The sequence below is a fragment of the Thioalkalivibrio sp. AKL10 genome (assembly GCF_000381845.1).
In the GTDB taxonomy this organism is placed as follows: domain Bacteria; phylum Pseudomonadota; class Gammaproteobacteria; order Ectothiorhodospirales; family Ectothiorhodospiraceae; genus Thioalkalivibrio; species Thioalkalivibrio versutus.
The window spans coordinates 97,348-120,305 of the sequence record NZ_KB907143.1; the positions used below are offsets into that span (position 1 = coordinate 97,348).

21 protein-coding genes and 2 pseudogenes are annotated in these 22,958 nt (G+C 66.0%); 12 read left to right on the plus strand and 11 right to left on the minus strand.

All coding sequences use genetic code 11. The features are described from left to right. Positions 1 to 60 precede the first annotated feature (60 nt). Positions 61 to 627 carry a DUF99 family protein gene (locus G333_RS0106170; RefSeq protein WP_018144260.1) on the plus strand — a complete coding sequence of 189 codons (567 nt, stop codon included), beginning with the start codon at positions 61 to 63 and terminating at the stop codon, positions 625 to 627. Between the two features lie 157 nt (positions 628 to 784). Further along, positions 785 to 1,519, plus strand: coding sequence for a DUF72 domain-containing protein (locus tag G333_RS0106175; protein ID WP_019627978.1), 735 nt, complete (start codon positions 785 to 787; stop codon positions 1,517 to 1,519). A 4-nt stretch (positions 1,520 to 1,523) separates the two neighbouring features. Here G333_RS0106175 and G333_RS0106180 read toward each other — a convergent pair whose 3' ends face one another. From G333_RS0106180 to G333_RS0106190, 3 genes are all read right to left on the minus strand, one after another. Continuing rightward, positions 1,524 to 2,762 carry an MFS transporter gene (locus G333_RS0106180; protein ID WP_019562993.1) on the minus strand — a complete coding sequence of 413 codons (1,239 nt, stop codon included), beginning with the start codon at positions 2,760 to 2,762 and terminating at the stop codon, positions 1,524 to 1,526. Between the two features lie 255 nt (positions 2,763 to 3,017). Beyond that, positions 3,018 to 3,413 carry a sulfur globule family protein gene (locus tag G333_RS0106185; RefSeq protein ID WP_018950763.1) on the minus strand — a complete coding sequence of 132 codons (396 nt, stop codon included), beginning with the start codon at positions 3,411 to 3,413 and terminating at the stop codon, positions 3,018 to 3,020. Between the two features lie 588 nt (positions 3,414 to 4,001). Then, positions 4,002 to 4,475: an SgcJ/EcaC family oxidoreductase gene (locus tag G333_RS0106190; protein WP_026304744.1), complete on the minus strand. Its 474-nt coding sequence runs from the start codon at positions 4,473 to 4,475 to the stop codon at positions 4,002 to 4,004. A gap of 282 nt (positions 4,476 to 4,757) precedes the next feature. On the opposite strand from G333_RS0106190, the gene G333_RS0106195 reads away from it, so the two are divergent. Continuing rightward, entirely contained in the window at positions 4,758 to 5,552 is a 795-nt protein-coding gene (locus G333_RS0106195; protein WP_019627979.1) for a class III extradiol ring-cleavage dioxygenase, read from the plus strand. Positions 5,553 to 5,622: 70 nt separating this feature from the next. Here G333_RS0106195 and G333_RS0106200 read toward each other — a convergent pair whose 3' ends face one another. Further along, entirely contained in the window at positions 5,623 to 7,155 is a 1,533-nt protein-coding gene (locus tag G333_RS0106200; protein ID WP_019627980.1) for an L-lactate permease, read from the minus strand. A gap of 145 nt (positions 7,156 to 7,300) precedes the next feature. Here G333_RS0106200 and G333_RS15325 point away from each other — a divergent pair. The 3 genes and pseudogenes from G333_RS15325 to G333_RS0106215 all read left to right on the plus strand — a co-directional run. After that, positions 7,301 to 7,786, plus strand: a pseudogene (locus G333_RS15325) (EAL domain-containing protein); the annotation flags it as partial. A gap of 167 nt (positions 7,787 to 7,953) precedes the next feature. After that, positions 7,954 to 8,595 carry a hypothetical protein gene (locus tag G333_RS0106210; RefSeq protein WP_019627982.1) on the plus strand — a complete coding sequence of 214 codons (642 nt, stop codon included), beginning with the start codon at positions 7,954 to 7,956 and terminating at the stop codon, positions 8,593 to 8,595. 411 nt (positions 8,596 to 9,006) lie between these two features. Then, positions 9,007 to 10,530 (plus strand): NAD(P)H-dependent oxidoreductase, encoded by a 1,524-nt coding sequence (locus G333_RS0106215; RefSeq protein ID WP_019627983.1) that lies wholly within the window; start codon positions 9,007 to 9,009, stop codon positions 10,528 to 10,530. A 36-nt stretch (positions 10,531 to 10,566) separates the two neighbouring features. Here the strand turns inward: G333_RS0106215 and G333_RS15255 are convergent. Next, positions 10,567 to 10,665: pseudogene (locus G333_RS15255) on the minus strand (MOSC domain-containing protein); the annotation flags it as partial. A 222-nt stretch (positions 10,666 to 10,887) separates the two neighbouring features. Between G333_RS15255 and G333_RS0106220 the strand changes: the two are divergent. After that, complete coding sequence (locus tag G333_RS0106220) at positions 10,888 to 13,272, plus strand: EAL domain-containing protein (protein ID WP_019627984.1); 2,385 nt, start codon at positions 10,888 to 10,890, stop codon at positions 13,270 to 13,272. 304 nt (positions 13,273 to 13,576) lie between these two features. Further along, positions 13,577 to 13,849 (plus strand): hypothetical protein, encoded by a 273-nt coding sequence (locus G333_RS0106225; protein WP_231291096.1) that lies wholly within the window; start codon positions 13,577 to 13,579, stop codon positions 13,847 to 13,849. Here the strand turns inward: G333_RS0106225 and G333_RS14290 are convergent, their stop codons facing one another. Continuing rightward, positions 13,850 to 14,275, minus strand: a complete 426-nt coding sequence (locus G333_RS14290; protein ID WP_019627985.1) for a hypothetical protein — start codon at positions 14,273 to 14,275, stop codon at positions 13,850 to 13,852. Positions 14,276 to 14,428: 153 nt separating this feature from the next. Between G333_RS14290 and G333_RS0106235 the strand changes: the two genes are divergently transcribed. Then, positions 14,429 to 14,788: a hypothetical protein gene (locus G333_RS0106235; RefSeq protein ID WP_018175711.1), complete on the plus strand. Its 360-nt coding sequence runs from the start codon at positions 14,429 to 14,431 to the stop codon at positions 14,786 to 14,788. A gap of 146 nt (positions 14,789 to 14,934) precedes the next feature. Here the strand turns inward: G333_RS0106235 and G333_RS0106240 are convergent, their stop codons facing one another. Continuing rightward, positions 14,935 to 15,630 (minus strand): MOSC domain-containing protein, encoded by a 696-nt coding sequence (locus tag G333_RS0106240; RefSeq protein WP_019627986.1) that lies wholly within the window; start codon positions 15,628 to 15,630, stop codon positions 14,935 to 14,937. Positions 15,631 to 15,703: 73 nt separating this feature from the next. Further along, entirely contained in the window at positions 15,704 to 15,847 is a 144-nt protein-coding gene (locus G333_RS15165) for a hypothetical protein (protein WP_018175713.1), read from the minus strand. Positions 15,848 to 15,977: 130 nt separating this feature from the next. On the opposite strand from G333_RS15165, the gene G333_RS0106250 reads away from it, so the two are divergent. Beyond that, positions 15,978 to 16,955 (plus strand): OmpA family protein, encoded by a 978-nt coding sequence (locus tag G333_RS0106250; RefSeq protein ID WP_018950773.1) that lies wholly within the window; start codon positions 15,978 to 15,980, stop codon positions 16,953 to 16,955. Positions 16,956 to 16,983: 28 nt separating this feature from the next. Here G333_RS0106250 and G333_RS0106255 read toward each other — a convergent pair whose 3' ends face one another. Next, positions 16,984 to 18,048 carry an alpha/beta fold hydrolase gene (locus tag G333_RS0106255; RefSeq protein ID WP_018950774.1) on the minus strand — a complete coding sequence of 355 codons (1,065 nt, stop codon included), beginning with the start codon at positions 18,046 to 18,048 and terminating at the stop codon, positions 16,984 to 16,986. 107 nt (positions 18,049 to 18,155) lie between these two features. Between G333_RS0106255 and G333_RS0106260 the strand changes: the two genes are divergently transcribed. After that, the gene (locus tag G333_RS0106260) at positions 18,156 to 18,848 is read left to right on the plus strand and encodes a DUF4197 domain-containing protein (protein ID WP_018175716.1); all 693 of its coding nucleotides are present in this window, start codon (positions 18,156 to 18,158) and stop codon (positions 18,846 to 18,848) included. On the opposite strand, the gene G333_RS0106265 is transcribed toward G333_RS0106260, so the two are convergent. Continuing rightward, complete coding sequence (locus G333_RS0106265) at positions 18,842 to 20,071, minus strand: bifunctional diguanylate cyclase/phosphodiesterase (protein ID WP_019627987.1); 1,230 nt, start codon at positions 20,069 to 20,071, stop codon at positions 18,842 to 18,844. The two genes, G333_RS0106260 and G333_RS0106265, sit on opposite strands and share 7 nt — an antisense overlap. A 397-nt stretch (positions 20,072 to 20,468) precedes the next feature. Between G333_RS0106265 and G333_RS0106275 the strand changes: the two genes are divergently transcribed. After that, the gene (locus G333_RS0106275; protein ID WP_019627989.1) at positions 20,469 to 21,710 is read left to right on the plus strand and encodes an HD-GYP domain-containing protein; all 1,242 of its coding nucleotides are present in this window, start codon (positions 20,469 to 20,471) and stop codon (positions 21,708 to 21,710) included. A gap of 25 nt (positions 21,711 to 21,735) precedes the next feature. Here the strand turns inward: G333_RS0106275 and G333_RS0106280 are convergent, their stop codons facing one another. Further along, positions 21,736 to 22,857: a flagellin gene (locus G333_RS0106280; protein ID WP_019627990.1), complete on the minus strand. Its 1,122-nt coding sequence runs from the start codon at positions 22,855 to 22,857 to the stop codon at positions 21,736 to 21,738. Positions 22,858 to 22,958 lie beyond the last annotated feature (101 nt).

The following is a 22,958-nucleotide window of genomic DNA, read 5'->3' on the forward strand; positions in this document are numbered from 1 at the left end:
GGCGGACACCAGCGGAACTGTGAAACGCCGCGGCGCGAGAGGCGGCAGACCGGGAAGCGGATGCAGGAGCGTCTTTCACACGTGGTGGGTTTCGATGATGCGCCGTTCGCGCGGCCACATCGGGGTGATGTGCTGGTGGTCGGTGCGGTATTCGCCGGCATGCGGCTGGACGGTGTGATCTCGACGCGGGTGCGCCGTGACGGAGCCAACGCCACCGCGCGTCTGGCCGAATGCGTGCTGGACAGTCCGTTTGCACCGCAACTGCACGCGATCCTGTTGCAGGGGATCACCCTGGCTGGATTCAACGTGGTGGACCTGCCGGCGCTGCACGCGCGCACCGGGTTACCGATCCTCGCGGTGGCGCGCCACGCACCGGATCTGCCCGCGATTCGTCGCGCGCTGCTCGGGCCTGTTCCAGGGGGCGTGCGCAAGTGGCGACTGATCGAGGCCGCCGGCGTCATGGAACCGCTGGCGGGGTTGTACGTGCAGCGCTGCGGGCTGAGTCCCGAGGCGGCGCAGAGGCTCCTGGAAGACCAGCGCGTCCATAGCCGGTTGCCGGAACCACTGCGGGTGGCGCACATGATCGCAGGCGGTGTGACGACCGGGGCGAGTCGTCACCGTCCGTGACCGGGGGCGCGAGCCGTCCGGGAACGGGCGGACATTGGGCCGCCCGCTTTCCGCACGCGACTCCACTGCATGAGTGCAGGCGAGATTGGGGCACCCTCCGGATAGGGCGTCAGGCCTGTGGCTACACTCGTTGCAGGCAAGCCTGAAGGAGGTCTCGATGGCCTGTGCGTATGTCGGGACGTCCGGCTGGAACTACCGGGCGTGGAAGGACGACTTCTACCGCGGGGTTCCACAGCGCGAGTGGCTCGCCCACTGTGCGCGGCATTTCAGCGAGCTGGAGATCAATGCCACCTTTTACCGCCTGCCCGCGAGTACGACTGTGCAGCGATGGGCGGAGCAGACGCCGCCGGATTTCGGCTTCGCGATCAAGGGCAGCCGGTTCGTCACGCATATCCACCGACTGAAGGACGCCGGGGACTCGCTTCGGCTGCTGCGCGACCGCATGCAACCGATGGGGAGCCGGCTGCGGGCGGTCGTGTGGCAATTGCCGCCGAACTTCGCGGTGAACCAGGAGCGTCTGGAGGCGTTCACCAACGCGCTGGGCTTCTGGCCGGAGGTGCGGCATGCGATCGAGTTTCGCCATCCCAGCTGGTTTACCGTGGCGGTGGCGGGGCAGCTGGACGCGGCCGGAGTGGGGATCTGCCATTCCGATGCTCCGGACTGGCCGTGCTGGGAGGCCATAGCGGGCCCGCTGGTCTACTGCCGTCTGCACGGCCATACCCGCACCTATGCCTCGGCCTACAGCGACCGCCTGCTGGACCAGTGGGCCGCCCGCGTCCGGCAGTGGCTGGCGCAGGGGCGCGAGGTGCATGTCTACTTCGACAACGATGCCGAGGGCGCCGCGCCCCGGGACGCCCAGCGCCTGATCGAACGGCTGCGGGATGCAGGCTGATGGCTCAGGCATCCGCCTCCGCGCGATGGCGGCGGTACAGCCGCAGGGCCGTTAGCCCGACCAGCAGCGAGGCCAGTCCACCGATCATGAACACATGTGCGGGCGTGGCACCGGCGGGCCCGGTAAGCAGCCAGAACAGGACCGGTGCCACCAGCATGGCGGAGAAAGCCAGGAAGTTGCTGGCGGCGATGAAGCGGCCGCGCCGGTCAGCGGGGCTGTGGCCCTGCAGGTAGGCGGTGATCGGCACGATGAAAAATCCAGAGGCAATGCCCAGCAGGGCCATCAGCACCAGCGTTGCGGGGTAACTGTCGGTGGCGAAGTACAGCAATGCGCTGATCAGGGCCGCCGCGATCATGCCGGCCGGGGCATGGTGCATGGCGATGCCGCCACGTGACAGGTAGCCGGCAAGGATGCTGCCGGTTCCGATGCCGAGCGCCAGCGTGGTCAGGATGATGCCGGTCGCGAGCTCGCCCAGCTCCAGATGGACCTCGGCGAACAGTGGGACGTTGAGTTGGTACAGCGTGCCCAGAGCCCAGAACCATGCGATGCCGAGGATCACCATGAATAGGACGCGGTGTGGCCGGATCTCGGTGACCGACTGCAGGACGGTCGCGAACGGGTTCAGGCGGAACGGCGCGGGGTTGTCGGTGGCCAGGGTCGGGGCGATGAACAAGCTGGTCACCAGACCGGTGACGGACAGCGCCACGATCAGGGCCGCCGGGACCCACAGCGCCTCGCCGGCGAACTCCATCACGAAGCCGGCCAGCGCGGTGCCGAGGATGATCGCCAGGAACGTCCATAGCTGGATGTGTCCGTTGGCGCGCGAAAGCTGCGGGTAGCGCACCAGCTCCGGCAGGATGCCGAACTTCGCCGGGCTGAAGAACGTGCTCTGCAGGCCCATCAGGAAGGTGGTCACCAGCAGGCCGGGGAAGTTGTCGGTGATCAGCATCAGCGCGGCGGTCAGCAGCACCGCGGCCTCGGCCATGCGGGTGCAGACGATCACGATCTTCTTGCTGTAGCGGTCGGCGATGTAGCCCGCCCATGGCGAGAACAGCACGAACGGAAGCAGGAACACGAAACCGACCAGGCTGTAGTAGAAGGTGCCTTCGCCCTCGGCGACGAACTCGCGGATGGCGATGAAGATGACCACCAGCCGGAAGAAGTTGTCGTTGAGGGCGTTGATGAAGACCGTCGACATGTGGGCGACGAAGCTCTTCCTGCGGATGTCCGAGGTCTCGGTCATGGGATCTGCGGCCCGGCGGGGTTTTTGAAAGAACTATAGGTCAGGTTTGACCGCAAAACGGGGGGCGGAACACGCGAAACGTCGAAAACAGCGATGAAACGAGGATAAAGCGTCAATTTCAGGCTAGATGAGGAATCCCATGATTTTCCGGGAGGCGAGATCCGGTGTGAAATGCGGGGTGCAGGAACGTGACCGGCCCGGCCTGCCATGGGCAGACCGGGCCGGTTGGTGATCGGCCGGAAGGCGCGATCGCGATCAGTTGTCCTGATCTTCAGGCTGATCCGCGGCCATCTGTTGCGGAGCCCAGGCTGCACCCTGGTAGGGGGCGGGGTGGTAATACGGGGCATAGCCATAACGCGGGTAGTAGTTCCCGTAGTGACGGCCGTAGTAGTCGCCGTATCCATGCCCGCTGCCGTATCCATGCCCGCGACCGCGCATGCTGAAGTCGAAGTCGCCGAACATGTCGCCGAGGCCGAACCAGTCACCTACGCCGCGACCCCAGCCGGGACCGTACCCGTAGCCGGGACCGTAGTAGGGGCCATGATTCGGCGCGTGATAGCCGGGACCCCACCACTGGGCCGAGGCATGCATCGGGAATGCAAAGGCGCCGATCAGCGCCGCGGTAGAAAGAGCTTTGGCCAGCTTGTTCATGGCAATACCTCCTCAAGTTAACAACCACTTAAACAAGACCAAATGTCTCGGGGCATTCGGGGCCCCGCCTGCTGGAGGGCGGGGTTTTGGGCCCGCCAGTACCTAGCGGCTTCCATCGTAAAAGAAGAAAATCCAGATAATCTGAGATAGGTCAATTTTTTGACGGAATGTTGACCTTTTGGCGGGGGTTGGCTGCGGGGTCCGTCGAAAAGTCGACGTTTTCGAGGGTCGCTGACCGGCATCTCCCTGAATCTCAGGGCGAGAGTGCGTATGCCATGCCGTGGATCGCGGCCCGGGATAGTCCGGTTTTCAGCAGCGCAGGGGATGCAAAGGCCATCTTCCGAGAGGACCGATGGTCACGTGATGGCGGTGGAGACGAGGGCACCGCTGGCGCGCAGACGGGTGGATGCGGGGCGGAACATGGTGCGGGCGGGAGTGATCTCGCATCCATCGGAGTGGGCGCGGGGCGGACATCGCGAGACCCAGGCGTCACCACCTGAACGCTACCGCGTCATGTCCGGTGGAGACGAAGCCAGAGGGTCTCCATGATCTAGTTCGCCGCCGTGCCGGTATGCCGGTTCCGCGCGCCTACCGATGCACGGCGGTGTTTTGCCCGAACCGAATCTGCCAGCCGTGATGACCGTCGTGTTCGAGCAGGAAGCTCATGCGTGTGTGCAGGACGCCGTCCCCCCGGTCCGGGAGGCCCGCAGGCATGGACGCGATGTTCGAGACCCGCAACAGGGCTTCGGCGAAGGCCGTGTCATCGCTCAGCATGGTGATGTCCTGAACGTCCACGCTGAGCGACGTTCCGGCAAAGGGGCCCTGCAGGACTTCGGTATGCCGTTTGGCATTGGTCGCGCGATCATTGAAACGCGTCCCGAACAGGTTCACGAGCCCCGCATCTTCCTGATAATCGCGTGCCCAGGCTTCGCCGTCGCCGGCCTCCCATGCGGCCTCTTTTGCCTCGAGGATCCGCTGGATCTCGCCCGGGTCTGCCCACGCATGGGTCGACGTCAATGCGGCCAATGGCAAAGCGGCTAGTAGAAACCATTTCCTGGACATGCAGCCTCCGGATGCTGGGGGTGACACACGTTTCCGGTGTACACGAAAAGCTGGATGCACGCCAGTTGCGGGAAGCGGATTGCACGACGAGACTGACGGTTGGGGTGACGGGCCCAGTCCCGAACCGGACGATCAGTGCAGGGCGGTCGTTGGTCTGGCAGTGACTGCGGGCGCTTGTCGGCTCCAGGGGTGCAGGTCTCAGCGTTGATGGACACGGGCGCAGGTAGGTAGCGGGCTTGTGTGGGTGACCGGATGACCGGGATGCAACGGCGGGAGCGAAGGATGGACAAGACGCAGGCGTTGTTTTTGTCCCATGGCGGCGGGCCGCTGCCACTGCTGGGGGACCCAGGGCACACGGCCATGGTGGAGAATCTGGAGGGTCTGGCCGGGCGCGTGCGGGTGCCCGATGCGCTGGTGGTGGTGAGTGCGCACTGGGAGGCGTCGGTGCCGACCATCACGTCCGGGGCGAATCCGGGGCTGATCTACGACTACCACGGGTTTCCCCCGGAGTCGTACACCATCGAATATCCCTGCCCGGGCGAGCCGGCACTGGCCGCGGAGGTTCATCGACGGCTGCAGGAGGCGGGCATCGATGCGCACCTGGACCCGGCGCGAGGGTTCGATCACGGGCTCTTCGTGCCGCTGAAGATCATGTATCCCGAGGCGCAGGTCCCATGCGTTCAGCTTTCCCTGGTGGAGACGCTGGACCCGGCGCAGCATATCGAGATTGGACGGGCTCTGGCAGGGCTGCATGAATCCGGTGTGTGGGTGGTGGGGTCTGGCTTCTCGTTCCACAACCTGCGCGCCTTTTTCACGCCCGATACGCAGGAGGCCCGGCAGCTCAACCAGTCGTTCGAGGCCTGGTTGGAGGCCGTTTGCTGCGGGCGCGCGGACGCGGAAGATGCACGGGCGGCCAAGCTCGTGCACTGGGATGGCGCGCCGGGCGCCCGGTTCTGCCATCCGCGGGCGGAGCACTTGTTGCCGCTGCATGTCTGCTACGGAGTGGCGGGTGGCCCCGCGGCGGAGCGTATCGGGATGCAAATTATGGGCAAGGAGGCCAGTTGTTATCGGTGGTAGCCGAGGCCACGGAAAGGCGCCCCAGTGTCGCCTTCCGGTAACCCGTAGCGCGGGCCGACGCCGCCCCTGGCTACCAGGCGAGTGCCAGCAAGCCGGCTCCGAGGCAGACCACGATGACCGGGATGATGGTCTCGCGGATCACCTGACCTTCGCGCGCCTGCAGACCGGCGGCCCCGGCCGCCATGGCGATGTTGTGCAGCGAGATCATGTTGCCCACCCCGGCGCCGATCAGTTGCAGGGCGAGTACGGTCGGGAGCGCCATGCCCAGGGCATCGGCGGTGTCCGCCTGGAGTTGTGCAAACAGCAGGTTGGAGACGGTCGCGCTTCCGGTCATGAACGAGCCCAGCGCGCCGAGGAAGGCGCTGAACATCACGAAGGTCCCGCCCAGTGATTCCGCCAGGCCCTGCCCCAGCACCTGTGGCATCGACGGCAGGCCGGCGGCGTTGGAGCCGGAGCTCAGCAGGAGCTGGGTGAGGGCGATGATGAACGCCAGCACGATGGCCGCCACGCGCAGTTTGCCCCAGGTGGCGGCCACCGCCTGACCCAGCGTGGCGCGGCTCACGCGGAACAGGATCAGCACGGTGAGCAGGGCCAACCCAAAGTAGAAATAGGGTGTGTACAGCGGGGCCAGGCTTTGCCCCAGCTCAATGCCGTGGAACTCGCCCGGCGACCAGCGCACGGACTGCAGGGCCTCGCGCAGCGGCATGATGGTGCGCGAGGCGATCAGTGCCACGGCCATGACCGCGAACGGAACAAAGGCCAGGAGCACGCGCCCGACTGGGGCCCGCTCGACCTCTGGGCGCCGTTCGTGCCCAGGTAGCAGGAAGCCGCGATGGGCCGCCAGGGCAATCACCGCCATTGCCACCACGCCGCCGATGATCGCGGGCAGTTCCGGCCCCACCAGCCAGGCAACCAGCAGATAGGGGATGCCGAACGCCAGCGCCGATAGCACGGCGAAGGGCACGAACTCGCGGAAGCGCCCGCGTTCCTCGCCGAGGGTCGCCACCCAGACCATGAATAGCGTAATGAACGGTGCGAGGACGGTGTGGATGACCGCCGTCTGCAACACGGCCGAGCGGGTGGTCTCCGCATCCAGGCCGAGGCCGGCGAAGCCGATGATCACGGGCGTTCCGGCCGCACCGAAGGGGACGGCGGTGCTGTTGCCGATCAGAGCGATGGCGACCGCCTTCAGGGGCCGCATGCCGAAATACACCAACAGCGGTGCCGCCAGTACCGCGGGGGTGCCGAAGCCGGCGATGCCCTCTACGAAACCGACCAGCCCCCACCCCAGCAGCATGGCCAGCACCCGGTGGTCGCGCGAGACGCTGGCGATGACTGACTGGATCGCGCTCATGTGCCCGGTCCCGATCATCACGTTCAGCACCAGCAGTGCCATCAGGATGATCAGCAGGACCTCGACGAAAACGATGGCAGCATCCAGCAGACTCGCTACCAGCACCGTGCCCGATATCTGCCAGACCAGAACGGCCAGCACCAGGGTGGCGAGATAGGCGATGGGCGCCGCTTCAAAGGCCGGCCGCCGCAACGGCACCAGCCACACGAACAGCAACACGAACGGCACCAACGTGAGCCAGAACAGCACGATCCCTCTCCCGTTATGCGCAAGGCGTCATCCTAACCCGGGGCTCGGTTCGGGAATAACCGAATCAGGCTGCCACAAGGCCCCTCGGCGTTATGCCCCGCGAAGAGCTCGCTGGGTCGGGCAGCGTCCTGGAGGTCAGGGCCGGACGCTCGGCGATTCGAGCTTTTTGCCCTGGCTGGGCAAACAACTTGCCGTGCACCCGGTATGGCCGGGAAGCCTGGTTCTGCAACTCCGCGAGGGCGATGTGCTGGGCCGTGTGGATCAGCTCTCGGCCTTCGGCGATGCGCTTCGGGATTTGGAGATCCGCATCGCCCTGGAACACTTTGGCGCCAGTACCGATGCCGATACGCGCCGGATGCTTGCCGAAATGCGGCCCGACTACGTCAAGATCGCGCGGGAACTCACCGTGGGGCTGCATCACTCCGCCACGCCTTCGTTACGGCTCAACGGCCTCCTGGGTCAGGCCAAGGAGGTCGGTGCCTACACCATGGCCAGCTATGTGGAGGATGCCGATGGTCTGGCCTTGTTGTGGCAGGCCCAGATCGACCTGGTGCAGGGGAACTTCATCCGGCAGCCAGAGGAAGAGCTGCGCTACGAACTCGAGTTTCCAGGCCTGGACGACGCGGGCTGATCGGCTCGGTCAGACAGGACAGTACGCCTGCAAAGGCTGGCGGTCAGGCTGGCAAGGCGCAGGGGGGGCACGAGCAACGGATGGTCCAGGACGGTAGGATCGGCAGGCGGGGTCGCCAGGCCCCGCAGCGACGGACCGTTCCAATCACGTGACGCAGGGAGGCGTTCATGATTCTTCTGGTTGTATACAGTTTCGCGGTACTGGCCGCATTGGTGATGCTGTTATCGCGGCGGCGCGCCGCGCTTGGGGTGCGGGTGTTGTATGCCTTCGCGACCTTGGTGCTGCCCTTTGCCACGGTATTGCTTGCGCATGCGCTGAACGGTGGCGAGACATCCGGGGCGGGGGCTTTCGGGCTGGTGCTGTTTGCGTTCCTTGGCAGCCCGTTGTTGATGTGGTGGGTGTTTGCCTATCGCCACCCTGCAGGGGTCCGCGAGGGTCCTGCTGAGGGGGGCATCGCGCCGGGCTCACCGCCGCCGGAGGCGGCCAGATCGGCCGCGCCGGATGCCGTCCAGGAGTCCGCGGTGGCCGCGGCACAGCGGTCGACTGCGCGGATGCACCCCTTCCGCCGTGCGGCGATGGTGCAGACGCCGGGGTCGCTCCTGTTGGGATTGGGACTGGCCGAGAAGCTCGGGGATAATGACGGTCCGATCTTTCCGTTTCTGGCGAATGGCTGGCTGGTCGACGGCATGCTGGTGCTGGGGGCGGTTCTGTTTGCCGTATCGCTCCGCATGATCGTCGCGGAACTGCGCCGGCCGTCCGCACCGCAACGGGATACCGATGCGCTCGGAATCCGTAACCCGCGTCGCTGAGCCACCCGCAGACGCAGTTTGCCGCGACCGCTTCTCGTACGCCCGGTGACTGTTCCGGTGGACCGGATCTTGTGAGCTCTCTAACGGAACGGTGCTTCCGGGTATGACGGATCGGTAGCAAGCCTCTCCGGCGCGGGCTATGTTCTGGGTGGAGCCGCTGTGGTGGACGAATTCCTCGACTCGCGGGATCGGCCCTAAAACGGTCGGTCGGCGCGGACGGAGGACTTGTGTGGGGTCGTGGGTATGGATGAGTAGCGTGGTGCGGAGGGTTTCGTCATGCAGGGATACGTCGTCGGCAGGGTGGAATCCGATTCGCGGGCAGGGCCTGGCTTGCGGTACCCATGACGTCGGTGGTTGTCACCGCGGCGGGCTGGAGAACGAAGGTATGACCACCGCACGGAGTGACCCCGCTTGAAGGTGCTCGTCATCCTCGGCCACCCGCGCATTGATAGCCTGTGCGGGGCGCTGGCCGAAGCCTACAGCGAAGGGGCGCGTGCGGCCGGGACCGAGGTGCAGTCCCTGAATCTGGCGAGTCTGGAGTTTGATCCGCACGTCCACACCCCTTCGCCCAATCAGCAGCCACTCGAAAAGGATCTGGAGGCCGCACGCGGCCTCGTCGCGTGGGCTGATCATCTGGTGTTTGTCTATCCCACCTGGTGGGGCACCATGCCGGCGCTGCTCAAGGGTTTTCTGGACCGGATCATGACGCCGGAATTCGCCTTTCGCTCCTGCGAGGGCGGTACCGGGTACGAAGGGTTGCTGCAGGGCCGCTCGGCGCAACTGATCACGACCATGGATACGCCGCCGCTGATCCACCGGCTGGTGTATCGCCAGCCAGGTGCCAATGCGATGGCGCGCGCCACGCTGGGGTTCTGTGGGGTCCGGCCGGTGCGCTCGTTGATGTTCGGTTCGGTGCGCCATAGCGACGAGGCCCAGCGCAAGGCCTGGTTGCAGCGCGCACGCCAGGAAGGGCTGCGTCTGGCCAAGGGGCGCGAAAGTGCGGGTGAGTGGCTTGCGCACAAGGCCGGTGCCTGGCTCCAGGCGTTGCGCTTGCAGTTCTATCCGATGACCTTTGTGGCCTACGCGGTGGGGGCGCTGGTGGCCGCCCCGGCGGGTGGGGTGTTCGGCAATCCGGTGTTCTGGCTCGGGTACCTGTGCCTGTTTCTACTGGAAGTGGCCACGGTGCTGGTGAACGAACGCGTGGACTTTGGCTCGGACCGGCAAAACCGGTTCTATGGTCCCTTTACCGGTGGGTCGCGCGTGCTGGTGGAGGGGCTGTTGTCCGCGCGCGAGCTGGGCGTGGGGATTGCCGGCGCGCTGGTGGGCTTCGCCCTCGCGTTCGTGGCATTGCTGGCGACCGCACCCGGAGATTCGGGGCCGATCCTGACGGTGATGGCCGTCCTCGCGATCCTGGCGATCGGCTACACGGCGGCGCCGCTGAAGCTTAGCTCTCGGGGGCTGGGCGAGCTCGATGTCGCGCTGACGCACAGCCTGGGCGTGCTGCTGTGTGGCTATGTGTTTCTGGCGGGCGACTGGACCGCGTCCTTGCCCTGGCTGTTGAGCCTGCCGCTGTTCCTGGCGATTGTGCCGTCGATCACGCTATCCGGGATTCCCGACCGCGAGGCGGACGCCGCGGTGGGCAAGGGCACCCTGGCCGTGCGCCTGGGGAACGACGGTGCGCTTTGGGTGGCGTTGTCGTTCACCATCCTGGCGGCCATCAGCGGCGCATCGTTCGATGCGCTGGGATGGGTGCAGGGGGCCTATGCCGGGATCGGGTATGTGGTGGTCCCGTATGCCGCCTGGTTGGTCTGGCTCCTGTGGCGTGCGCTGCACCGCCAAGGCCCCAGAGGGCGCATTGATGGATTAATGGCGGCCTCCCTGGGTTATGTGCTCTGGTTCGGGCTGTTCCCCCTGGTGAACCTGGTCATGGGCTGATGGTGGGAGCCATCGTGGGCCAGTGCGTGGCACGCGTTATTTGGAGGGTGGTTCACCGGTGAGGCGCTGCTGGCTGCTGGCATCGGGGGCGCGGCGCAGCTTTCTCCGGGCCTTCTCCCGCCAGTTGGGGGCCAGGATCTAGCAATCGGCGGCAGGTCGATCTTGGCCGCAACGGCACGTGCAGAAAGCCCTTCCCGGAGTGCCGAAGCCGATGGGCCGTTAATTTTCGGCGGGCCGCATTCTTTCGGCCCGATCAGGCACCCGTTATAGTCACAATGATCGGGGGGCATTTCCACCGCTATTGCGGGAAGACCCCGTTGATGCCAGACGACGCATCGACACGCAAGGGGAGGGGGGATGCGGGCACAACTCGGGTTACGGAACACCTGGCCGGCCTATGCGCGGTTCATCGGCATTTCGGTCGCGATCGTCACTCTGCTGGCGGTGGTCCAGATCCTGTTTGTCTATGGGGCCGATCGTTTCGAGCCGCGCTTGCTGGCGATCCCTTCCGTTGTCGGGATCCTTTTCGGGTTCATGCTGGCGCGCATGCACCTGCTTCGGTCGCAGACCGACCTCCTGAATACCTTTGTCGAAGCGACCCAGGCCAGCAGTGATCACGAGGAGGCCATTCGGCATTTGCTGCGGGTGGTTGCCGAGCAGCTGCGGATGGACGGGGTGGCCCTCTATGAACTGGACCCGGCCGGGATGGAGGCAAGACGACTCCGGCACTACCCGCCGCACCGCGCCTCGCCATTGTCCGAACGTGCGCTGCGGGAGGTTTCGGCATTGTCCCTTGAGGAAGGCCGGTCCGGTACCTGCGAGGAACTGCGCTCCCGGGGCCTGGATTCGCTTCCGGCTTGCCTCGAGACGGTCGAACTTCCGCTTCCCGACAACCAGCGTGGCTTGTTGGTGCTCTATCGCGACGATGCGAGACGCAAGCCACCGGACGCGCTGGAACGGCGGTTCCTTCAGCTCAGTGCCGACTGGTTGAGCATGACCCTGACCCACATGCACCAGCGGGAGATCATCGCCACTGAACGGGAACAAAACCGGCGCGAGAAGGAGCGGGCCCAGACCACGCTGGAGTCGATTGGCGACGCGGTGATTACCACCGACGACCATGGGCGTATCGACTACGCCAATCCGGTGGCCAGCCTGTTGCTGGGCGAGCCTGCGGCACAACTGGCGAAACGGCCCCTCGACGAGGTGGTATGTCTGGAAGCCGAGAGCGGCGGGGACTCGATGTCCGCGCGGCTCGAATCCAGTGGTCAGGTGCTCGCGGAAGCAGGCCACCCTGCCCATATGCGCCTGCACACCGCGAACGACCAGACCCGCCCGGTCCAGCTTTCCTTTACCCCGATCCTGAATCGTGCCGCCGACAGCCAGGCGAGCGTCCTCGTGATGCGTGACATCAGCGATCTGCGCGAGGTGATGCGCCGGCTCGACTATCAGGCCACACACGATGCCCTGACAGGGTTGCTGAACCGGCCGGCCTTCGAGGCGTGTCTCGAGGACCAGCTACGTTCCGCGCGCACGCACGACACCCGGCACACCCTGTGCTATCTCGACCTCGACCAGTTCAAGATTATCAATGACACCCGTGGACACACCGCAGGCGACGAGCTCCTGCGTCAGGTTTCGGCGCTCTTGCCTCATCTGTTGCACGAACGCGATATCGTCGCGCGCCTCGGAGGGGATGAATTCGGGATCCTGATGGTTGACCGGGACATCGAGGACGGACGAATCCTGGCCGAGGAGATCGGCCGCGAACTGGCCAGCTTCCGTTTCTACTGGGACGAGTCGACCTTCTCCGTGTCCGCCAGTCTGGGGCTGGTCGAAGTCAGCAGGGCGAGCGAGTCGACCCAGTTGATCCTGCAGCAGGCGGATGCGGCCTGCTACGTGGTCAAGGACACGGGGCGCAACCAGGTGCGCGTGTTCCGCGCGGAGGACGAGGACTTGCGTGACCGGGTGGGCGAACTGCACTGGGTCAGCAGCATTCCGGACGCGATCGAGCAGGATCGTTTCGAACTCTGGGCACAACCAGTTCGCACGCTGGCGGATGACACGGATGCCTATTTCGAAGTCCTGCTGCGCCTGCGTGACCGCGATGGTCAGTTGGTCCGGCCGGATACCTTCATCCCGGCGGCCGAACGCTATGACCTGATGGGGCAGGTCGACCGCTGGGTGGTGTCCCGGACGCTGGCGTACATGCAGCAACTCCAGGCTGCCGGATGTGGTGACCTTCCGGTAATGGGGATCAACCTCTCGGGTTCGTCACTGAATAACGATGCCTTCCTGGTGTTTCTACAGGAGTCGGTGGCGAAGTCCGGCCTCCCCGGTGACCGCTTGTGCTTCGAGATCACCGAGACCGCGGCGGTCCGGCACCTGCAGCGAACCGCTCGGCTGATGACCGAGATGCGGCGAACGGGTTGTCACTTCGCGCTGGACGATTTCGGCAGCGGCCTGTCCTCGTTTTCCTACCTCAAGCATCTGCCGGTGGATTATCTGAAGATCGACGGTGGCTTTGTTCGGGACATCAACACCGATCCGGTCGACCTCGCAATGGTGCGTGCCATTCACGAAGTGGGACAGATCCTGGGGCTGACCACGATTGCCGAACAAGTGGAGGACGATGCCATACGGGCGCTTCTCGTGGAGGTCGGCGTCACCCATGGGCAGGGGTTCGGCCTGGATCGTCCGGAACCATTGGTCGGCCCGGAAGGGATCCGTCGGGCGAATTGACCCCTGCACTCCGGGTAAGTGACGCCGACCGGTACCGGGCGGTGTCGCATATCACGAGCCGGTAGAAAACGACGGGCATGCGGCCGGATTTTCCGGGATCTTCGATCCGACTGCCTGCTGGCGAGACTCCTGTGCTTACCCGGAAGTCGAGGTGGAGCAGGCGCCCACGGGTTTTGTCGGAAGGAGTCGGTCGGCGCCCAGTCGTCGACGTTTGCTGGATAGAGGGGGCGGGATGGTCGGGCGTTTCTGGAACAATCTGGCATATGCCTTTCGGAATACACGGGCGGCATTCGCGGCGATGGGCATGCTGGCAGTCCTGGGCGTGTTGCTGTATTCGGACTGGTTCGGGCCTGGCGTAGCCAGTCGGGAGGTGATCCGGGCACCGGTGATCGAGGTCGAACGGGAGACCGAGGACACGGCATGGATTCGTGTCGTTGTCGACACGCCCACGGACGGTCCGGTCCGGTTTCTGTGGCAGGAGCTGCGAAGCCCGATGGAAGTGGGCCGCGAGGTCGAACTCGTGGTTACCGAACGGGATGATGGATCGCGGGATTACCGTCTACTCGACCGTCCCTGATCAGCGGTGTTGCCAGGGGGCGTTGTTGCGGGTTTCCCTGGTGGGCCGGGCACTGGAATGTGCGATCTGGGCGAGGGATGGCGGCAAGACCCGATGCCACGGGGCATCCTCGAACGGGGTGCCTTCGAGGTTGTTGTCAGTGGTGAACCGTATGCCGTCGGACATGAATACCACCCGCACGTCGACATGCATGAACTCGTTCTGGTAGTGCGTCATCATGTTGTTGATGCTGGTTAGCATCGAGGATAGCCGTTGGGGATCGCCATAGTCCACGTGATAGACGACCTTGGCTTCGGGCTCGAACGCCGTGGCAGATGCGTTCCAGCCGAGGCCGACAAGTGCGGTGCAGGCCAGGGCGGCCAGAAGCCGGAAACGCGGCCTCGCGGTAACCGTGCGGCGCTTGGCCGGGGTCTCTGAATGTCTCATTGGAGTCTCCTTTGGTGATTTTAAGAAATGGTTTTTGTTGTTGATTTTATTTTTTTGCCCGTTACACCCCTGTTTCGGGCATGGGTCCTGTAAAGCGAGTCCAGGCGGGATGCCAGTACAGTCCGGTCAACGCGCCCGGAGAAACACGCGGTGATGGCTCTTTCGAGAATCCTGGTGGGTGTGGGGCTGGCCGGCCTGTTGCTGGCAAGCGTCACGTTGGTCCGTGCCTCGCACTGGTCGGAATGCCGTTTCGAAGTGACGGTACTGGTGCGGGCCGAGGGGTACGTCACGCTGGAGCTTGAACGGGTGCTCCACGCGGACGGAACGCGTGGCGACGATCGGCAAGGATGCGCGCGCGGTTTTGCGGATGGCCAAGTGGCGCTCGTGGCCGTGACCGAGGGTGCCGAGCTGCTGGTAACGGGCGCCCGGCTTCATGCGCGCTGGGTGGAGTACGGGGCCATGGCGCCCGCAGGCCCTGTCTCTACGAGCACCTGGGCCTTCTCCCGCCCGTAGACGTCAATACTCGACGGGCGGTGCCGGGACTGGATGGGGGGCGACGGAAGCCCCGGGGCCGCCGTCGTCCCGGGGGCTCCGGAACGTGATGCGGATATGGGGAGTGGACTTGTGCCGTTGCGTCCGCCAGCCGGGTACGGGGGAGATTACCGGGTGGGCGGTTCGCCGGTGAGGCGCTGGTGGCTGCGGGCATCGGGGGTGCCGCGCAGCTTTCGCCGGGCCTTTTCCCGCCAGTTGGAGGCCAGGGCCGCGCAATCGGCCAGTTGCTGCAGGTGCTGGGCGTCCGGTTGCCGATAGACCGCTGCCATGGCCGCGGCGATGCTGAGGCTGTCGGGCCGGCGTTCGAGGTGTTCGATGGTATCGCCCACGGTGAGGGTGCCCGGTTGCAGTACGCGGTAGAACCAGCCGCAGCGGCCGGTCTCCTGGACCTCGCGCGCGAGGCCCGGGATGTCGAAGCGGGCGTCGAGCTTCCAGCACGGGGTGCGGGGCTGGCTGACCTGCACCCGGGCGGTACCGATGCGATAGATGTCGCCGATGTGCACGCTGTGTTCGTCCATGCCGTGGCTGGCCAGGTTTTCGCCGAAGCCGGGGGGCACGAAGCGGGTGGCGCGATCGGGGTACTGCTCCTGCCACCCGGCGTACCGATCGAGGCTGTAGTGGAGCAGGGCGCGCTCCGCGCCGCCGTGGTTTTCCGGGTCCGCCTGTTCGTCACCGGCCAGGCCGAGGGGGCCCAGCACGACTGGGCCTTCCACAGGCTGCTTGTCGATGGCGCTGGCGCGGCCCCTGGCGTAGTCCGCGGTTACGCGGCCGGTGTAGATGCCGATGAGTCGGGTGGTGGTCATGCAGCAGGGGCACTCCCGGGCTGGCGCGGAGTCTCGACGATACAACGTCCGTACACCGGTGACGACCGGTCGTTCAGCGCCCGCGCAGGTAGAGCAGCCGCGCGATGAAGGCGATGCCCAGAATGATCCAGCCGATGGGATAGGGCAGCACGCCGGAGAAGAAGGCGGTCAGGCTGGCGACCAGCAGGGCGCCGATGACGAGCAGGGGGATGTCCATGCCCTTGAGAGCCGGGATTCCCGTCGATGTTCCGCGGCGGTCGGTCGGGGCGATGGCTTCGGGGTTGCAGGGTGCCTTGCGGCTGGGGTATCCGTAGGGCCGTATCTTGGGTATGGACAGGGGGAATTACATGGGGAAGCGTGCGAACACGGCGGTTGCGGGCTGGGTCGTCGCGGGGCTGATGGGGGTGGGCAGCGCGGGCGCGGCCGACATCGACGGGGCTGGGGATCACCCGGATGTGCCGCGGGTGGCGGGTTCGTACATCGTGTACCAGGACCAGAGCGACTTTGACCGGCTCGCGGTGCCCACCGGGCCGTGGGACGGGGATGGGTTCGAGTCGGTCGAACGGCTGGAGGGCGAGGTCCTGCGGCTGAGCTACAACTTCGAGGACCCCAGCGTAACCACGCTGCGGGTGAAGCGCAGCTACCTGCAGGCGTTGGAGGCACGCGGTTTCGAGATCCTGTTCACCGGCTCCGAGGAGGAGCTCTCGGGCGGGGCGGGACGGACCTTTTTCCGGGAATCCGGCCTGTTCGAGCGCGGGGCGCGCGATTGCTGCCGGGTAGCCAACCGGGATCGTCAGGTGCGCTACATCGCGGCGCGCTCCGAGGCCGGGGATGTGCTGGCGGGGATTGCCGTGTTTAACGCCCGTCGGGTCGACGGGCCGGCGGTCTCCAAAGCGATCGTGACCGCGGAGGACATGGATACGACCATGGATCACCAGCCGCTGACCGCCGGCGAGATGGAGACCGGCCTGATCGAGGACGGCCGCGTGGCGGTGCAAGACATCCTGTTCGAGGTGAACAGCGCGGCGATCCTGCCGGAATCCGCCGAGGCGCTGGCGACGATCGCGGACCTGATGAACGAGCAGTCATCCATGGAGCTGCTGGTGGTCGGGCATACCGACAACACCGGTGACTTTGACTACAACGTGTCGCTGTCCCTGGAGCGCGCGCAGTCCGTGGTGAACTGGCTGCGCGACCGGCACGGTATCGCAGGCAGCCGGCTCCAGGCCGCAGGGGCCGGGATGATGGCGCCGGTCACTACCAACCGCACGGAGGCAGGGCGAGCCCAGAACCGCCGTGTGGAGCTGGTCGAGCGCGGCGGATAGCGGCGCCGGCCGGACCCGAGCCGGGTGTTCAGTCTCCCGGCGCGGCGTTCCAGTGTTCGAGGATGTCGAGGATAGGGTCGATGGCGGGCGGATCGTCCGTCAGCGGGCCGGGTACCAGCAGCCCACGATGCGAGGCCTCGAGGATCAGCGGGTCCGGATGCCCGTCCAGGTGCAGGGATTCGACCGGCACCACGCCGTCGCCCAGTTCGTCGTCGGTCTGCTCCCACCATTCGCTGATGCGCCCGGCCACCGCCTCGAGGTCGATCTGTTCGTCCAGCGCGGCGAGACTCTCGCGCATGGCGGGGGTGGGTTCGGGCAGTTTGCCGCCGATGATGCGGACCGGTATGTCGTCCGGCCAGGGGCGTGCGTTGAGTTCGGCCAGGAAGCGGCTGTCCGGGCGCAAGTCGATCTTGGCCGCGCCGGTGCCGTCGCGCAGGCCGGCAAACAGCGAGAAGCGCTGCTGCTGGATGTCGGCCAGCCACTCGCGTACCTCCAGCCAGACCCGCAGCCGGGCCCACTCGGAGCCATGATTGGGGGTGGCCACCAGGATTACGCCGGCGACGGGTCGCCCCCCGACACGCGGGGTCGCATCCTCCGGATGCCGGTAGCGCGTTACGAAATCGCGGATCACCAGACCCCCCATGCTGTGGCCAATCAGGATCAGCGGGTCGTCGCCTTCGAGCTGCGCCCAGTGTTCCGCCAGCAGGTCCGCACTGTGGTCGATGGCCTGGTCGTTGGGATAGCGGAATTCCCAGCCATTGCTTCCGGCGTCGTCCAGCGCGGGCGCCAGGGCGTCCCAGATATCGCCGGGCTCGTCCAGTCCGTGCAGCAGCAGGACGTCCGGCGGGCGCTCGTCATCGAACCGGTCCGAACGCGGCAGGAAGCCCTGCAGATCGTCGGGCAGCTCCATGCTCTCGGGGAACCATTCGTGCAGGCGGTCCTGGACTTCGACGCGCAGCTCGCGCTCCTGTTCCGGGTTCTGCTCGGCCCAGCCGACCCAGATGGCCAGGGCGAGCAGGGGCACGCCCACCAGGATCAGGAAGGCGCCGAGGCGCCGGCGGCGCCGGTTCGAATCGGGACGGCTGGCATTCATGGACGATCACCATCGGACAAGCCGAGCTCCACGGCAAGTGGGGGGCTGGAGCGGGGGGTTCGATGCCCTGTGTATCATGACGGGAAGTCCCTCACGGAAGTTTCGACATGCGACGCGCGTACCTGCTCCCCTGGCTTCTGGTCCCCCTCTTGCTGACCGCCTGCGCCGGACTGGATGTCCGCGACTTCGGCCTCGATGGTGGTGATGATCGTGCCGAGGAGGCCATCCGCGAGGCCCTTCGGGTGGGCACCGAGCGCACGGTGGAGCGGACCGGCCGCGAGGACGGTTACTGGGGCAACGCCCTGATCCGGATCGGGCTGCCGCAGGAGCTGGAACAGGCTGGGGATGTGCTGCGGCGCGTCGGGTTCGCTAGCCAGGTGGACGACCTTGAGCGGCGCATGAACCGCGCGGCGGAGGCGGCAGCGCGGGAGGCCGTTCCGGTGTTTGTCAGCGCCATCCGCGGGATGCGGCCGGAGGACGTGTATGGGGTGCTGCGCGGGGCCGATGATGCCGCCACGCAGTATCTGCGCGACGCGTCGGAATCCACCCTGCGCGAGCGCTACATGCCGATTGTGCAGGAGCAGATGGAGCGGGCCGACGTCTATCGGGTGTACCAGCCGCTGCGCGACGCGGCGGGCCGCATTCCGGGCCTGTCGGGGCTGGACGTCGATCTGGATCGCTACGTGACCGATCACGCCCTGGATGGCCTGTTTACCATCCTCGCGGACGAGGAGCGGCGCATCCGCGAGGATCCGACTGCCCGCACGACCCAGCTCCTGCGCGACTATTTCGGTCAGTAGCGCACCGCGTGCAGATGGCCGGTGTGCGGCGTGTCGGAAAGCAGCAGGGATGGGATCTCTTCGGCCCGTAACGGACGGGCGAAGTAGTAGCCCTGGATGCAATCGAATTTCAGTTCGCGGCCGATTGCCAGTTGTTCCTTCGTCTCCACGCCCTCGGCAATGGTCCGCAGGCCCAGCGACTCGGCCAGCAGGACCATGCCGCGCGAGAGGTCGTGGGCGGATGGATCAATGCCGAGTCCGGAGATCAGCTGGCGGTCGATCTTGAGGATGTCGATGGGGAAGCGGTTGAGGTAGGCCAGCGAGGAATAACCCGTGCCGAAGTCGTCGATGGCGAGCTGGATGCCGAGTGACTTGAGCTGCTTCAGGGCATCGGTGGCCGCGTCCATCGCCAGCACTGTCTCAGTCAGTTCGATGTGCAGCAACTCCGGCGGTAGCCGATGGCGATCCAGCGCGGCCGCGACATGGGCCGCCATTTCGGGGCGGACGATGTCGTGCGCCGAGAGGTTGATTGCCACGTACCATGCGGGGCGGCCGTGTTCGGCGGCCAGGGCGTTCCACGCACCGGCCTGGCGGCAGCCCTCGTCCAGGGCCAGATCGCAGATGTCATGGATTAACGTGGAATCCTCCGCCACGTCCAGAAACTCCGCCGGGGATAGTTCTCCGCGGATGGGGTGTCGCCAGCGGATCAACGCCTCGACGCCGACATGGCGCTCCTGCGCCAGGGAGTAAATCGGTTGGTAGCGCAGGAAAAACTCGTTGTGCCGCAGCCCGCGCCGGATATCGAATTCCTGGCGCATGCGCCGCAGTTCCTCGGTGACCGGGTGCAGCGCGGGGATGACCAGCCAGGCCATCAGCTGGCCGATGCCGACGAAGAATACGGTACGGGTTAGCCAGCGTTCGGTCTCCTGCGCGATGCCGGCGGTGACATCCACTGGCGTCATGGGTCCGGCCAGTACGCCGGCCACCAGGGCCACGACCAGGGCGGCGCCCGCGCCGAAGCGCGCCGCGGCGAACAGGATGGGCACGTAATAAAAGTGCGGGACGATACTGTCGGCGCCACCCGCGGTGTAGACGATCAGCCAGGACAGGGCGAGCCCGCCGAGGATCAGCAGACTAGCGCCCACGAATGACATGCCCACCCAGGCACGGAGTGTGGTGCGCGCGAGATAGTCGGTGTAGCGGATGCCACCGGTGGAGGGCAGGGCCGAGGGAAACCTGGACATCGCGCTCTTCCTTTGGCCAATCCCGGGCCGGTTATTACACCTTCGGCTGTGCGACAAGGCGGCACGGCTTCAGGGTGGCATATCCAGTCGTCCAAGCGACCGCGCCTGTATCCCGAGTGTAGTACATGTGAGTCAGAACACCGTTCTGCAGATCGGCAGCGCGGATCTGGAAAATCGGTACCCCATGAACGCTGCGGGGTCGTTCCTGATGCATATAAAAGGCGGGCCCTCGCCTTCGATGATCTGGCTTTTCATGCCCCCTCCTCGCGATGCCCGGGTGGCAAGAAAGGACTCTCGTTAGGCGGTGTTAGGTCTGAGTTGTGGGCAATTGAGATCGGGATGATAATCCGCCGCCCGGGGCACAGCCCCGGCCTGCCATTGCAAGCCTGGGCCCCGAATGCTGAAGAAGATCAAGTTGGAACATGTCGTCGAGGGAATGTACATCCGGGAACTTTGTGGCTCGTGGATGGAGCATCCCTTCTGGCGCACACGCTTTCTCCTGGACGACCCGAAGGACCTCGCGACACTGCGTAAAAGCAGCATCCGCGAGGTCTGGATCGACACCGCCAAGGGACGGGACCTGGAGGGTGCGGGGGAGGCCGTAATACAGGCAACGCGGGAGGCCGAGATGCAGGACTCGCTGCAGGCCGCTTGCGCTGTGGAAGGTCACCAGGAACCCGTTTCTACTGCGGAGGAACTGCAGCGAGCCGTTACGATCTGCAGGAAGTCGCGGCAGGCGATGACTTCGATTTTCGGCGAGGCGCGCATGGGCCGTACCGTGGACACCGAGCTGGCGCGCAAGGTAGTCGAGGAAATCACGGACTCCGTGACCCGTAATTCCCGCGCCCTGGTTAGCCTGGCGCGGCTGAAGAACGCCGACGACTACACCTACATGCATTCGGTGGCGGTATGCGCGCTGATGGTGGCGTTGGCGCGCGAGCTGGGGCTCGCGGACGAGGCAGTCCTGGCGGCTGGCGAGGCGGGGTTAATGCACGACATTGGCAAGGCCGCCATGCCTCTGGAGGTGCTCAACAAGCCCGGCAAGCTGACCGATGAGGAGTTTGCTGTGATGAAGCGCCATCCGGAGGAGGGGCGCCGTATCCTTCAGGCCGCTGAAGATGACCTCGATCCGATCACCCTGGATGTTTGCCTGCATCACCACGAAAAGATGGATGGTTCGGGATATCCCGAGGGGCTAACAGGGGATCAGATTACCCTGTACGCGAAGATGGGCGCGGTCTGCGATGTCTATGACGCGATTACGTCGAATCGCCCTTACAAGGCGGGCTGGGACCCGGGCGACTCCATCCGCAGGATGGCCGAATGGGCGAACGGCCATTTCGATCCGACCGTCTTCCAGGCGTTCGTGAAGAGCCTGGGGATTTACCCCGTGGGGTCCCTGGTGCGCCTGGAATCCGGACGCCTTGCTGTAGTCGTCGACCAGTCCGCCGGTTCGCTGCTTAAGCCGGTCGTGAAGATCTTCTATTCGACGAGCTCGGGTTGCCGGATTCCACCCAGGGTGGTGGATCTCTCCGCTGTCCATAACAAGGAAGCGATTGCCGGGCGCGAGGATCCTTCCGTCTGGCCATTCGCGGACTTTGATGAACTTTGGTCCGGGCTCCCGGCAGACCGTCGATAGATCGCGGGCGCACGGTGGACGCGATTCAGGCGAGCAGGCGCAGGACGAGCTGGGGTGCCAGGTTGGCCTGGGCGAGGATGGCGATTCCGGCCTGCTGGAGGATCTGGGCACGGATGAGTGCCGCGACCTCGGCGGCGTAGTCGGCATCCAGGATGCGGCTGCGCGCGGCCTGGAGGCTCTCGCTGCCGATGCCCAGGTTGTCGATGGTGGACTCCAGGCGATTTTGCACCGCGCCCAGACGACTGCGCCGGGCGCTGATCTGGTCCAGGGCCTGGTCGAGTCGGGCGAGGGCGTCGCTGGCGCCCTGTGCGGTGCCCAGATCGATCCCGGCGAGGTGGCCCTCGACCGCGCGGGTGGCGGGCATGTCCAGGGCATTGAGACCGGCGTCGCCGCTGATGGTGATGGTCTCGCGTGCGGTGATGTCGAGGCGCCCATCGAAGCTGGCGGAGGCGCGGCTCGGGGCTCCGAGCTCGCGGTTGATGGCGGTGGCCAGGGCCGCGACCGAGTCATAGTCTCCGTCCGGGACGTCGATCGCTGGCCGCTCGCCGATGCGGATGCGGAAGTCGCCCGCGACGGTGAACGGACCGCTGGCGAACAGCGCCGTCAGATCCCCCGATCGGCTGGTCGCGATCGCGCCGAGCTGGCGCGTGCCCATGCCGTCGCCGAGGTCCACGGCGAGGGTCTGCCCGGCGTTGGCACCAACCTGAAAGAACGCGGTGGGGGCGCTGCCATCGAGCAGGGTCCGTCCATTGAAGGTGGTCTGGGTAACCACCCGGTCGGTCTCGGCCAGCAACTGCCGGGCCTCGCGGTTCAGGGCCTGGCGTTCGGAGGCGGACAGGGTGCCGTTGGCCGCCTGCAGGGCCAGCTCGCGGATGCGCTGGATGTTGCCGCTCAAGGAGCCCAGCCCGCCCTCGGCGGTGCGGGCCAGCCCGATGCCGTCCTGCGCATTGCGCATGGCCTGGTTCAGGCCACGAATCTGGGTGGTGAAGCGTTCGCTGATGGCCATTCCGGCGGCATCGTCGCGCGCCGAGTTGATGCGGCGCCCGGAGGCCAGGCGTTGCAGGGCCACCTGCAGGGCGCCCTGGGAAAGCCGCAGGTTGCGCTGGGCGTTGAGCGACAGGAGATTCGTGTTGATCACCTGGGCCATGTTGTCGGGTCTCACGGCCCGTCACCGGGCCTGTCGGTACCCGGTGCCATGCCGCCGGGATCATGCAGCCGAAGTTTCGCGGCTACAGTGCGTTAACGGCG